We start from the raw sequence: 12,394 nt of genomic DNA, 5'->3' as shown, positions 1-12,394 counted from the left end.
GGAATCGAAAACGCCAGGCCGAGAAGGATTCTCTGGCCTGGCGTCCCGAGCGAGCGGGTGACGGGAATCGAACCCGCGTAGCTAGTTTGGAAGACTAGGGCTCTACCATTGAGCTACACCCGCGTGCGCGCCTCGCGGCGCAGCGCATGTGACTGTACCCGGTGAGTGCGTCGGATCCGAAATCGCTGCCGCGGCCGTTTCGCGGGATCGGGCCGGTGAAACGGCGGAGGCGAATTCGGTGGTACGGGCGCCGCCACGTACTATCGTTCGTTGGCCCTGTTCGTGCGCTGATCTCGACGCGCTCGGAGACCTGGTGGGCCCGCCGGGATGTGGCGCAGCTTGGTAGCGCATCCGCTTTGGGAGCGGAGGGTCGCAGGTTCAAATCCTGTCATCCCGACTAGAGATGGAAAGCCGTCCGTACGTCACGGGATCGCGCGGGCGTCTGACGACACTCGGACACCGTAGACGTCACGACAAGCAGATATAAGGAGCATTCAGGCGTGAAGAGCACCGTCGAGCAACTGAGCCCGACCCGGGTGAAGCTCAATGTCGAGGTCCCCTTCGACGAACTTTCGGGCGATTTCGACCGGGCGTACCGGTCGCTGGCCCAGCAGATCCGGATTCCGGGTTTCCGCCCGGGCAAGGCTCCGGCAAAACTGATCGAGGCCCGGGTGGGGCGCGATTCGATCCTCGCCCAGGTTGTCAACGAGGCGCTGCCGGGTAAGTACTCGGAGGCCGTCGCCGAAACCGACACCAAGGCGATCGGTCAGCCCGAGATCGACCTCTCCGAGCTCAAGTACGGCGAGAGCATCACCTTCACCGCAGAGGTCGACGTCCGGCCCGAGATCGAGCTTCCCGACTATTCGACGCTCGCCGTCGAGGTGGACGCGCTGGCCGATGACGAGACCGCCATCGACGAGCAACTCGAGGGGCTGCGCGCCCGGTTCGGCACCCTCACCGGTGTCGAACGCGGCGCGCAGGACGGCGACCATGTCTCCATCGACCTCGCCGCCAGCGTCGACGGCGAACCCGTCGAGGAGGCGTCGACCGAGGGGTTGTCGCACGAGGTGGGCTCCGGACAGCTCATCGACGGCCTCGATGAGGCGCTGGTCGGCATGACCACCGGCGACACCAAGGTGTTCAGCACCAAGCTCGTCGCGGGGGACCACGCCGGCGAGGACGCCGACGTCACCGTCACGGTGAACTCGGTCAAGGAGCGCGAGCTGCCCGACCTCGACGACGAGTTCGCCCAGATGGCCAGCGAGTTCGACACCGTCGACGAACTGCGCGAGTCGATCGCCGAGCGTGTCGAGCAGTCGAAGAAGGCCGAGCAGGCCAACGCGATCCGTGACGCCGTGCTCGAGAAGCTGCTCGACACCGTCGACATCCCGCTGCCCGAGAACGTCGTCGCCGCCGAGGTCGACGGTCAGCTCGAACAGGTGCTGCACAGCATCGGCCACGACGAGGCCGTGCTCGCCCAGCTCCTCGAGGCCCAGGGCACCACCCGCGAGAAGTTCGAGGCCGATGCGCGCGAGTCCGCGGAGAAGTCGGTACGCACCCAACTGCTGCTCGATGCGATCGCCGAACAGCAGGACACCGAGGTCAGCCAGGATGAGCTCACCCAGCAGATCCTGTTCCAGGCGCAGCGCTACGGGATGGCACCGCAGGAGTTCATCCAGCAGCTCACCCAGGCCAATCAGGTGGGCGCGGTGTACGCCGACGTCCGGCGCGGCAAGGCGCTCGCGAGCATCGTCGGCGAGGTGACCGTCACCGACTCCAACGGTGACCCCGTCTCGACCACCGAGTTCTTCGGTACCGCCGACGAGGTCGACGCCGACGAGGCCGCCGAGGCCGACACGGACACCGACGACAGCAAGGACGCCTGACCCCGGGCATCGCGAAGGACACCTCAGCACAGCCGGATCCGGGCCCCCCCGGGTCCGGCTGTTCTGCTCTCAGCGAAGCAGCGTGTCCTCGGGAGTGTCTGCCGCGACCGATTGGTTAGTGTCGGTGAGGACAAGACGACGACCACAGACAAGGCGGGAACCGTGAGCAAGCCGACCATCCACACACCCTCGATGAGTTCAGGAGTCGCCGGGCTGAACCTGAGCGACTCGGTGTTCGAGCGGCTGCTGCGTGAACGCATCATCTTCCTCGGCACCCAGGTCGACGACGACATCGCCAACCGGTTGTGCGCACAGATCCTGCTGCTGTCGGCCGAAGACCCGACCCGCGACATCAACCTCTACATCAACTCGCCGGGCGGATCGGTCACCGCGGGCATGGCCATCTTCGACACGATGGAACTCGCCGAATGCGATGTGGCGACTTTCGCGATGGGCATGGCCGCGTCGATGGGACAGTTCCTGCTGGCCGCCGGAGCCCCGGGTAAGCGTCACGCGTTGCCGCACGCGCGCATCATGATGCACCAGCCGTCGGCGGGTATCGGCGGCACCGCAGCCGACATCGCCATCCAGGCCGAGCAGTTCGCGGCCACCAAGAAGGAGATGAACCGGCTCAACGCCGAACACACCGGCCAGCCGCTGGAGAAGATCGAGGCCGACGCCGACCGCGACAAGTGGTTCACCGCGGCCGAGGCGAAGGACTACGGGATCGTCGATCACGTGATCACACGTCCGACGGCGGTGACCCCCGCGTGATGCGTGAACCCGCCCGGTCGTCCGTTGTCCCCGCTCGCACCAACCTCACGGAGCATGCCATGACCCCCGCCAGCTTCCTCAACTCGCTGCCCGCCGACGTCGCCGCCGGAATCCCCGCGGCCGCCCTCGCGGTCAAGGGGATCGAGGCCCGCTACATCCTTCCCCAATTCATCGAGCACACCCCGAACGGTCAGCGCCAGTACGACCCGTACGCGAAGCTGTTCGAAGAGCGCATCGTCTTCGTCGGCACCCCGATCGATCAGACCGTCGCCAACGACGTCATGGCGCAGCTGCTGGTGCTCGAGTCGCAGGACCCCGACCGTGACATCACCATGTACATCAACTCGCCCGGCGGCAGCGTGCCCGACATGCTCGCCATCTACGACACGATGCAGTACGTGCACTGCGACATCGTGACGGTGTGCCTGGGTGAGGCCGCGTCGGCCGCCGCGATCCTGCTGGCCGGTGGCACTCCGGGCAAGCGTGCGGCGCTGCCCAACGCCACCATCCTGATCCATCAGCCACGCACCGGCGGGGCCTATCAGGGACAGGTGTCCGACCTGGAGATCCAGGCCGCCGAGATCGAGCGGATCCGCAATCGGCTCGACGAGATCCTGGCCCATCACACGGGACAGGCGCCGGACAAGATCCGCAAGGACACCGACCGCGACAACATTCTCACCGCCGACGCCGCCAAGGAATACGGCATCGTGGACGAGGTGTTCGAGTATCGGAAGAAGTCGCTCAAGAAATAGGCGACACGCCCGCGACATTTGTCTTTACCGGTCGAAGTTCTCCCGACGCCCGGGTACCGTCGGACTATCGGTCGTGTCACATACGGGTGAGTTCGCCTTGTCCGTCAGCCCGCCGAAGGCTTCTGTTGCGGCGACGTCCGGGTGACCACAACGGAAACACGACACAACGAGGAAGTAGGTACAGCACGAGATGGCGCGAATCGGAGACGGTGGCGATCTGCTCAAGTGCTCGTTCTGCGGTAAGAGCCAGAAGCAGGTCAAGAAGCTCATCGCCGGTCCCGGCGTGTACATCTGCGACGAGTGCATCGACCTGTGCAACGAGATCATCGAGGAAGAGCTCGCCGAGAACGGCGATGTGAAGCTCGACGAACTCCCGAAGCCCGCGGAGATCCGCGACTTCCTCGAGAACTACGTGATCGGACAGGACACCGCCAAGCGGACACTCGCGGTGGCGGTCTACAACCACTACAAGCGGATTCAGGCCGGGGAGAAGAAGGACTCGCGGACCGGCGAGACTGTCGAACTCGCGAAGTCGAACATCCTGATGCTCGGCCCCACCGGCTGCGGCAAGACCTACCTGGCGCAGACCCTCGCCAAGATGCTCAACGTGCCGTTCGCGATCGCCGACGCCACCGCCCTCACCGAGGCCGGTTACGTCGGCGAGGATGTGGAGAACATCCTGCTGAAGCTGATCCAGGCCGCCGACTACGACGTGAAACGCGCCGAGACCGGCATCATCTACATCGACGAGGTCGACAAGATCGCCCGGAAGAGCGAGAACCCGTCGATCACGCGCGACGTGTCGGGCGAGGGTGTGCAGCAGGCGCTGCTGAAGATCCTCGAGGGCACCCAGGCGTCGGTGCCGCCGCAGGGTGGGCGCAAGCATCCGCATCAGGAGTTCATCCAGATCGACACCACCAACGTGCTGTTCATCGTGGCCGGTGCGTTCGCGGGCCTCGAGAAGATCATCTCCGAACGAATCGGCAAGCGCGGCATCGGTTTCGGCAACGAGGTCGCCAGCCGCGACGACGTGGACACCACCGACCACTTCGCCGACGTGATGCCCGAGGACCTGATCAAGTTCGGGTTGATCCCCGAGTTCATCGGCCGCCTGCCGGTGGTGGCCTCGGTGACCAACCTGGACAAGGAGTCGCTGGTCAGCATCCTGTCCACGCCCAAGAATGCGCTGGTGAAGCAGTACACCAAGCTGTTCGAGATGGACAACGTGGAACTCGAGTTCTCCCACGACGCACTCGAGGCGATCGCCGACCAGGCCATCCACCGCGGTACCGGTGCACGCGGGCTGCGCGCCATCATGGAAGAGGTTCTGCTGCCGGTGATGTACGACATCCCGAGCCGCGACGACGTCGAGAAGGTCGTGGTGACGGCCGAGACCGTCAACGACAATGTGTTGCCGACCATCGTGCCGCGCACCGACAGTTCCAGCGAGCGCCGCGACAAGAGCGCCTGAGCGGCGCCCACGCCGGATTTCGTCAACCCGACGCCCCGATGCGGTGCTGTCACCGACACTGGTCGTATGACTGACACACACGGGCAGATGGCGGGAATCGTGCTGGCGGGCGGGCGTTCGCGCCGCATGGGCTCCGACAAGGCGGCAATGGACTGGGACGGCGAACCGATGCTCGCCCGAATCGTCGGAGTACTCGCCCAGCGCTGTGATCCCGTCTTCGTGGTGGCTGCCGAATCGTCGCCCGCCTACCGATTGCTGAAGGGGACCGGTGGGCCCGAGGCGATCTGGGTCACCGACGAGGAACTGGGCGCCGGCCCGCTGGCCGGGCTCGCCGCGGGGCTGCACGCAGCCCACGGTGCCGGTCGGGCACTGGCGTTCGTCTGCGCCACCGACATGCCGCTGATCTCCCCGGAACTCATCGACGAACTCGCTCGCGGGGTCACCGAGTCCACCGGAGTGGTGGTGGCACGTGAGGCCGGCCGGGACCATCCGATGGCCGGCATCTACCGCACCTCGGATGCGTCCGTGGTCACGCGATTGGTGGACTCCGGCGAGCGCCGGATGACCGCGGCACTCGATGCGCTGGCCACCCACCGGGTCGCGGTGAGTGAGCCGGACTGGCTGACCAACGTCAACGCCCCCGAGGACGTCCACCGGCTACGGGTCGCGGCACCGGCGTTCCCTAAGATTGTGGGGTGATCACTCCCGACTCGACCTCGTCGCTGCCGAAGTCCTGGGATCCGGCCGAACACGAATCCCGGTTGTATCAGGACTGGGTGGACGCGGGTTACTTCACCGCCGACGCCACCAGCGACAAACCCGCATTCTCGATCGTCATCCCGCCGCCGAACGTCAACGGTTCGCTGCACATGGGGCACGCCTACGAGCACGTCCTGATGGACACCCTCAGCCGGCGCGCCCGTATGCGGGGATTCGAGGTGCTGTGGCTGCCCGGCATGGACCACGCCGCGATCGCGATGCAGACGATGGTGGAGCGCAAGCTGGCCGACGAGGGTCTCACCCGCGACGACCTCGGCCGTGACGCGTTCATCGAGCGGGTGTGGACCGAGAAGGCCGAGATCAGCGGCAACATCGGTGAACAGATGCGGCGCCTCGGCGACAGCGTCGACTGGACCCGCGAACGCTTCACCATGGACGAGGGCCTCTCCCGTGCGGTGCAGACCGTGTTCAAACAGCTCTACGACGAGGGCCTGATCTATCGGGCCGAACGACTCGTGAACTGGTCGCCGGTGCTGAAGACTGCGGTGAGCGACATCGAGGTCAGCTACGCCGATGTCGAAGGTGAACTGGTCAGCTTCCGCTACGGTTCGCTCGACGACGCGCAACCGCACATCGTGGTGGCCACCACCCGGCTCGAGACGATGCTCGGCGACACCGCGATCGCCGTCCACCCCGACGACGAGCGCTATGCGCACCTGATCGGCACCGAACTCGACCATCCCTTCGTCGACCGCACGATCCCGGTCATCGCCGACGACTACGTCGACCCCGAGTTCGGCAGCGGAGCGGTCAAGATCACGCCCGCCCACGACCCCAATGACTTCGCGATCGGTCAGCGGCACGGACTGGCGATGCCCACGATCCTCGACGAGTCGGCGCGCATCGCCGGCACCGGCACCGTGTTCGACGGTATGGACCGCTTCGAGGCGCGCGTCAAGATCCGTGAGGCGCTGGCCGAGCAGGGGCGGATCGTCAAGGAGATCCGGCCCTACCTGCACAGCGTCGGACATTCCGAGCGCACCGGTGAACCGATCGAACCCCGCCTCTCGATGCAGTGGTGGGTGCAGGTGGAGTCACTGGCGAAGGCCGCAGGCGATGCGGTGCGCGACGGATCGACCGTCATCCACCCCACGTCGATGGAACCGCGCTGGTTCGCGTGGGTCGACGACATGCACGACTGGTGCATCTCGCGACAGTTGTGGTGGGGACACCGCATCCCCATCTGGTACGGCCCCGACGGTGAGGTGGTGTGCCTGGGCCCCGGCGAGGAAGCGCCCGCCGGGTACACGCAGGAAACCGACGTGCTCGACACGTGGTTCTCCTCGGGACTGTGGCCGTTCTCCACGCTCGGCTGGCCGGATGAGACCCCCGACCTCGAAAAGTTCTATCCCACATCGGTTCTCGTCACCGGCTACGACATCCTGTTCTTCTGGGTGGCGCGCATGATGATGTTCGGCACCTTCGTCGGCAAGCGGATGGCACCGGGCAATGAGGTCCCGTTCCACAATTTGCTCCTGCACGGCCTCGTGCGTGACGAACACGGACGCAAGATGTCGAAATCGCGGGGCAACGGCATCGACCCGCTCGACTGGGTCGAGCGCTTCGGGGCCGACGCGTTGCGCTTCACCCTGGCCCGCGGCGCGAACCCGGGCGCCGACCTCTCGGTGGGCGAGGACCACGCCTCGTCGTCACGCAACTTCGCGACCAAGCTGTTCAACGCCACCCGCTTCGCGATGATGAACGGCGCCACCACCGGGGAGTTGCCGCAGGCGGCCGAACTCACCGTGGCCGACCGCTGGATTCTGCAGCGCCTCGACGAGGTGCTCGCCGAGGTGGATGCGGGTTTCGACTCCTACGAATTCTCCAAGGCATGCGAGGCGCTCTACCACTTCGCTTGGGACGAGTTCTGTGACTGGTATCTCGAACTGGCCAAGGTGCAGTTCGCCGAGGATGACGAAACACGTGCGCACACAACACGACTCGTTCTCGGTGCGGTGCTCGATCCGCTGCTGCGGGCGCTTTCGCCGGTGATGCCGTTCGTCACGGAGGTGCTGTGGAAGGCGTTGACCGGCGGTGAGTCGCTGGTGATCGCCGCCTGGCCGCAACCCTCGGGTGTGCGCGCCGATCCCGCCGCCGTCACCCACATCGACGACCTGCAGCGGCTCGTCACCGAGGTGCGCCGGTTCCGCAGCGATCAGGGGCTGCGTCCCGGCCAGCGGGTCAGCGCCGAGATCGACGGCCTCGAGGCCGCCGGACTCACCGCGTCGAGGGCATACCTGGATTCGCTGGCGCGCCTCGACCCGGCGGGCGAGGGGTTTGCGGCAACCGCCACCGTCGACGTCCGGTTGTCGGCGGCGACGGTGACCGTCCGCATCGACACCTCCGGCAGTGTGGATGTGGAGGCCGAACGCAAACGCGCCGCCAAGGATCTCGCCGCCGCGGAGAAGGAACTCGCGCAGACCACCGCGAAGCTCGGTAACGAGCAGTTCCTGGCCAAGGCGCCCGATCAGGTGGTCGCCAAGATTCGTGACCGCCAGCAGGTCGCGACCGAAGAGGTCGAACGGCTCGGTGCCAAGCTGGCCGCGTTGGGCGGATCGTGACCGACGACAACACCGACAACGATCGGGACTTCTCCGATCCGGACGACGACGACGGGCCGATCTTCACCGCCGAGGACATCGCCGGGTTCGAGGGCAACGACGTGGAGCCCGATCCGATGGATCTGGCCTCGCTGCTGACCGACGACGACCCGCAAGGCGAGCCGCCCCTGCTGGTGACCGACGGTCCGGCCGATCTGGCCGAACTCGCCGACCTCGAGGCCGAACTCGACACGCGGTGGCCCGAGACGCGCATCGAACCGTCACTCACCCGAATCTCGGCGCTCATGGATCTGCTCGGATCGCCGCAGCACGCCTACCCGGCCATTCACGTGGCCGGCACCAACGGCAAGACCTCGGTCACCCGGATGATCGACGCCCTGCTGACCGCGCTGCATCGGCGCACCGGCCGATACACCAGTCCGCATCTGCAACGCGTCACCGAGCGGATCGCGGTGGACGGCCATCCGATCGGCGCGCGGGCCTACGTCGACACCTATCGTGACCTCGAGCCGTACATCACGATGGTCGACGATTCGTCGACGGCCGCGGGCGGACCGCGGATGAGCAAGTTCGAAGTGCTCACCGCGATCGCCTACGCCTACTTCGCCGAGGCCCCGGTCGACGTGGCCGTGGTCGAGACCGGGATGGGTGGACGCTGGGACGCCACCAACGTGGTTGACGCGACGGTGGCCGTGATCACCCCGATCGCCATGGACCACGCCGATTATCTGGGTGATTCGCTGGCCGCCATCGCGGGGGAGAAGGCCGGGATCATCAAGCGCGCCAAGGACGATCTGGTGGTGACCGACCCGGTGACCATCCTGGCGCCGCAGCCGCCCGCGGTGATGGATGTACTGCTGCGCGAAACCGTCGACAAGGGCACCATCGTCGCGCGCGCGGATTCGGAGTTCGCGGTTCTCGACACGATCACCGCGGTCGGTGGACAACTGCTACGCATCCAGGGACTCGGCGGCGTGTACGACGAGATCTTCCTTCCGTTGCACGGCGAGCACCAGGCGGCCAATGCCGCGCTCGCGCTGGCCGCGGTGGAGGCGTTCTTCGGCGCCGGACCCGACCGGCAACTCGACGTCGATGCGGTGCGCACGGGATTTGCATCGGTCACCAGTCCGGGGCGCCTCGAACGGGTGCGCAGCGCCCCGTCGGTGTTCGTCGACGCCGCGCACAATCCGCACGGTGCCCGCGCGTTGGCGCGGGCACTCGCGGAGGAATTCGACTTCCGCCGGCTTGTCGGGGTGGTCGGTGTACTCGGCGACAAGGACGCCGAGGGCGTGCTCGCCGAACTCGAACCGGTGCTCGACCAGGTGGTCATCACCAACAACGGGTCGCCGCGCGCACTGGACACCGAGACGCTGGCCGAGATCGCCCGAGAGGTGTTCGGTGAGGAGCGGGTCGCGGTGGAACCGTTCCTGCCCGATGCGGTGGCGACCGCGATCGGCCTGGCCGAGGAATCCGACGGCGAACCGGTGTCGGGTGCGGGCGTGGTGATCACCGGTTCGGTGGTGACCGCCGGTGCCGGGCGCACCCTGTTCGGGAAGGACCCCGCATGAGCTCTCCCGACGAGAACGCCACGGCGCCACAGCGATTCACCCCGCCGGTCAACGACCCGTGGAAAGGTTTGCGCGGCGTGATGGCCGGCACCCTGATCCTCGAGGTCATCGTGATGATCCTGACGTTTCCCATCGTGGCGCGGGTGGGCAACGGCATCACCTGGGTGTCGGGAAGCTACCTCGCCGTGGTGACCGTGCTGCTGATCCTCGCGGCCGGGCGGCAGGGCCGGCCGGGAGCGCTGCGACTCGACCTCGGCCTACAGATCCTGGTGATCGCCGGGGGAGTGTTCCACTGGTCCATCGCGGTGATCGGTGTGATCTTCCTGTTCGTCTGGCTCTACATCCGCTACATCAAGATCGACGTGGAACGGCGGATCGAGCGCGGCCAGTTACCCGGACAGCAACCCATCGACGGCTGAGCGTGCCGGTTTTGCCCGGCAACATGCGGTTTGTCGGAGTTCATGCGGCACAACGGGATTCGCTACAGTGGCGGGCGTGATCGCGAGTCGAGTAGCCGTATGAGTGACCTCACCTATCCGCAGGCGGTGGTGATGGGCCTGCTGCAGGGCGTCACCGAACTGTTCCCCGTGTCCAGTCTCGGTCACTCGATTCTCGTTCCGGCGTGGCTCGGGGGGAACTGGGAACGACTCGTCACCGAGTCCGCCACTGCCGGTCACACGCCGTTCCTGGCGTTCGTCGTGGCGTTGCACGTGGCCACGGCCGTTGCGCTGATCATCTTCTACTGGCGCGACTGGGTGCGGATCGTCACCGGGCTGATCTCATCGGTGCGCCGCCGGCGCGTCGACACCGACGACGCGCGGCTGGCCTGGCTCATCATCGCGGGCACCATCCCCGTGGGGATCGTGGGTCTTCTCGCGGAGAAACCCCTTCGGGTGCTGTTCGCCACGCCGCTCGCGGCATCGGTGTTCCTGTTCCTCAACGGACTCGTACTGCTGACCGCTGAGTTGCTGCGCCGCCGCAGATCGGCGGCGGGTCGGCACTCGCTCTCGGACAACGACCGGGCCGCAACGGATCTGACGATGGCCGAAGGCGCGGGTATCGGCAGCGCGCAGATCCTCGCCCTCTTCCCGGGCATCTCGCGCTCGGGTGTCACGATCTCGGCGGGCCTGTTGCGTCGACTCGATCACGAAGATGCCGCGCGATTCGCCTTTCTCCTCGCCACGCCGGTGATCCTCGCTGCCGGTGTGCTCAAGATCCCCGAACTGTTCGGCCCCGAGGGTCAGGGCATCGGCGGGCAGGTCCTCGTCGGATCGCTGTGCGCGTTCCTGGCCGCACTGGCCGCCGTCGCGTTTCTGGCGAAGTACTTCCACACCCGGACGCTCTATCCGTTCGTCGTCTACTGCCTCATCGCAGGCGGGATCAGCATCGTTCATTTCGCCTGAGCGCGAGTTGCCGCCATCGAAGATCCGGTGCGCAACCGTTACCCGTGGGGGATTCCCCGCCGGGCCGGAGTCTGTGACAATACGCACACCCGGGGGTCGTATTTGTCTGTGTTCTCGGGTTCACCGATGCCGATCCCGAGGAGCCGTGTGAGCGCCGCGATTGCCGTTCGTCAGCCCAGCCGAGGCACAATTCGCCGCCTGCCGGCTCTGCTCGTGATCGCGGCCGCGTGGTCCGCCGCGCTGTTCGTCGGCGTCGGCGCTACGGAAGCAGCGCCCCCGGCGCCGACGGTGTCCGAAGGTCCCGAGGTGGGTGTTCCGATGCCGACGCCACCGGGCGGGTACAGCTACCTCGCCACGCGCGGCATCACCGAGCGGGTGGCGACGATGAAGATGCCCGAGGCCGTCGCCGCGCTGCCCGTTCCGGCCACCTACCGGGCGGCCAACCTGGCGTTCGCGGCGCAGTTCGATCGGGCGACGGCGGCAGCGGTGGCCACTCCGGGCGCATGTCTTCAGGTGGTCGTCAGCCCGCAGACCACGCCGGGCAACCTGTTCGACTACGGATTCTTTCCGGTCGCGGAACAGTACTGCCCTCGATGATCGATTCAACCCGCGCCGTCGTAGCCCGGCGCGGTGAACGAGTCGATACAGTGTGCTCGTGACTGAACGGACTCTCGTACTCATCAAGCCGGACGGCGTCGCCCGAGCCCTGGTCGGAGACATCATCAGCCGGATCGAACGCAAGGGCCTCACCCTGGTGGCCATGGAACTCAAGACGGCAAGCGACGACGTCGCGCGCGGCCACTACGCCGAGCATGAAGGCAAGCCCTTCTATCCCGCGTTGCTGGAGTTCATCACCTCGGGACCGTTGGTTGCGGCGGTTCTCGAGGGGCCGCGCGCCGTCGCGGCATTCCGGCAGATCGCCGGTGGCACCGACCCCGTCGAGAAGGCCGTCCCCGGGACGATCCGCGGCGACTTCGCGTTGAGTACGCAGAACAACCTGGTGCACGGCTCGGATTCGCCGGAATCGGCCGAGCGCGAAATCGCCCTCTGGTTCCCCGCGCTCGAGCGCTGACCGACTCGGGACACCGCTCGCGCGGCGGCACCCGAACGCCGCCGCCGCGCGCAATCACGCATAGCTTGCGGGAAGCAACCCGCGGTGTGGGATACTTGTCCAGTTATCGCGAACACACTTTGTT

At 66.6% G+C, this 12,394-nt stretch carries 11 protein-coding genes and 2 tRNA genes; 12 read left to right on the top strand and 1 reads right to left on the bottom strand.

Features of this window, described 5'->3' with window-relative positions; translation table 11 throughout:
- Nucleotides 1-52: 52 nt before the first annotated feature.
- Nucleotides 53-123, bottom strand: a tRNA-Gly gene (locus ACWDSI_RS13775).
- A gap of 200 nt (nucleotides 124-323) precedes the next feature.
- Here ACWDSI_RS13775 and ACWDSI_RS13770 point away from each other — a divergent pair.
- From ACWDSI_RS13770 to ndk, 12 genes are all read left to right on the top strand, one after another.
- Nucleotides 324-397: transfer RNA gene (locus ACWDSI_RS13770), tRNA-Pro, on the top strand.
- Between the two features lie 103 nt (nucleotides 398-500).
- On the top strand, nucleotides 501-1,886 hold the full coding sequence (tig, locus tag ACWDSI_RS13765) for a trigger factor (RefSeq protein WP_449756853.1): 1,386 nt from the start codon (nucleotides 501-503) through the stop codon (nucleotides 1,884-1,886).
- A 162-nt stretch (nucleotides 1,887-2,048) separates the two neighbouring features.
- A complete protein-coding gene (locus ACWDSI_RS13760) occupies nucleotides 2,049-2,660 on the top strand; it encodes an ATP-dependent Clp protease proteolytic subunit (protein ID WP_449747512.1) in 612 nt (203 codons plus the stop codon).
- A gap of 59 nt (nucleotides 2,661-2,719) precedes the next feature.
- Nucleotides 2,720-3,415, top strand: a complete 696-nt coding sequence (locus tag ACWDSI_RS13755; protein ID WP_449756852.1) for an ATP-dependent Clp protease proteolytic subunit — start codon at nucleotides 2,720-2,722, stop codon at nucleotides 3,413-3,415.
- A 190-nt stretch (nucleotides 3,416-3,605) separates the two neighbouring features.
- Entirely contained in the window at nucleotides 3,606-4,886 is a 1,281-nt protein-coding gene (gene clpX / locus ACWDSI_RS13750) for an ATP-dependent Clp protease ATP-binding subunit ClpX (RefSeq protein ID WP_449747510.1), read from the top strand.
- 66 nt (nucleotides 4,887-4,952) lie between these two features.
- On the top strand, nucleotides 4,953-5,585 hold the full coding sequence (locus ACWDSI_RS13745; protein WP_449747509.1) for a molybdenum cofactor guanylyltransferase: 633 nt from the start codon (nucleotides 4,953-4,955) through the stop codon (nucleotides 5,583-5,585).
- Nucleotides 5,582-8,227, top strand: a complete 2,646-nt coding sequence (locus tag ACWDSI_RS13740) for a valine--tRNA ligase (protein ID WP_449756851.1) — start codon at nucleotides 5,582-5,584, stop codon at nucleotides 8,225-8,227. Before ACWDSI_RS13745 ends, ACWDSI_RS13740 begins: the two co-directional genes overlap by 4 nt.
- Nucleotides 8,228-8,343: 116 nt before the next feature.
- Nucleotides 8,344-9,795 carry a bifunctional tetrahydrofolate synthase/dihydrofolate synthase gene (gene folC / locus ACWDSI_RS13735; RefSeq protein ID WP_449756904.1) on the top strand — a complete coding sequence of 484 codons (1,452 nt, stop codon included), beginning with the start codon at nucleotides 8,344-8,346 and terminating at the stop codon, nucleotides 9,793-9,795.
- On the top strand, nucleotides 9,792-10,214 hold the full coding sequence (locus tag ACWDSI_RS13730) for a DUF4233 domain-containing protein (RefSeq protein WP_449747507.1): 423 nt from the start codon (nucleotides 9,792-9,794) through the stop codon (nucleotides 10,212-10,214). Before folC ends, ACWDSI_RS13730 begins: the two co-directional genes overlap by 4 nt.
- Before the next feature lie 99 nt (nucleotides 10,215-10,313).
- Nucleotides 10,314-11,198: an undecaprenyl-diphosphate phosphatase gene (locus tag ACWDSI_RS13725; protein WP_449747506.1), complete on the top strand. Its 885-nt coding sequence runs from the start codon at nucleotides 10,314-10,316 to the stop codon at nucleotides 11,196-11,198.
- 147 nt (nucleotides 11,199-11,345) lie between these two features.
- Nucleotides 11,346-11,795 (top strand): hypothetical protein, encoded by a 450-nt coding sequence (locus ACWDSI_RS13720; protein ID WP_449747505.1) that lies wholly within the window; start codon nucleotides 11,346-11,348, stop codon nucleotides 11,793-11,795.
- 58 nt (nucleotides 11,796-11,853) lie between these two features.
- Nucleotides 11,854-12,270 (top strand): nucleoside-diphosphate kinase, encoded by a 417-nt coding sequence (ndk, locus tag ACWDSI_RS13715; RefSeq protein ID WP_449747504.1) that lies wholly within the window; start codon nucleotides 11,854-11,856, stop codon nucleotides 12,268-12,270.
- Nucleotides 12,271-12,394: the final 124 nt, after the last annotated feature.

Source organism: Gordonia sp. NPDC003429 (assembly GCF_053588575.1).
This window is presented reverse-complemented; position numbering and strand designations above follow the sequence as displayed.

Excerpts from the sequence above, each read along its gene's own strand:
- ACWDSI_RS13755 (WP_449756852.1), top strand. The coding sequence starts at position 2,720 with ATGACCCCCGCCAGCTTCCTCAACTCGCTGCCCGCCGACGTCGCCGCC.
- clpX (WP_449747510.1), top strand. The coding sequence starts at position 3,606 with ATGGCGCGAATCGGAGACGGTGGCGATCTGCTCAAGTGCTCGTTCTGC.
- ACWDSI_RS13745 (WP_449747509.1), top strand. The coding sequence starts at position 4,953 with ATGACTGACACACACGGGCAGATGGCGGGAATCGTGCTGGCGGGCGGG.
- folC (WP_449756904.1), top strand. The coding sequence starts at position 8,344 with ATGGATCTGGCCTCGCTGCTGACCGACGACGACCCGCAAGGCGAGCCG.
- ACWDSI_RS13730 (WP_449747507.1), top strand. The coding sequence starts at position 9,792 with ATGAGCTCTCCCGACGAGAACGCCACGGCGCCACAGCGATTCACCCCG.
- ACWDSI_RS13725 (WP_449747506.1), top strand. The coding sequence starts at position 10,314 with ATGAGTGACCTCACCTATCCGCAGGCGGTGGTGATGGGCCTGCTGCAG.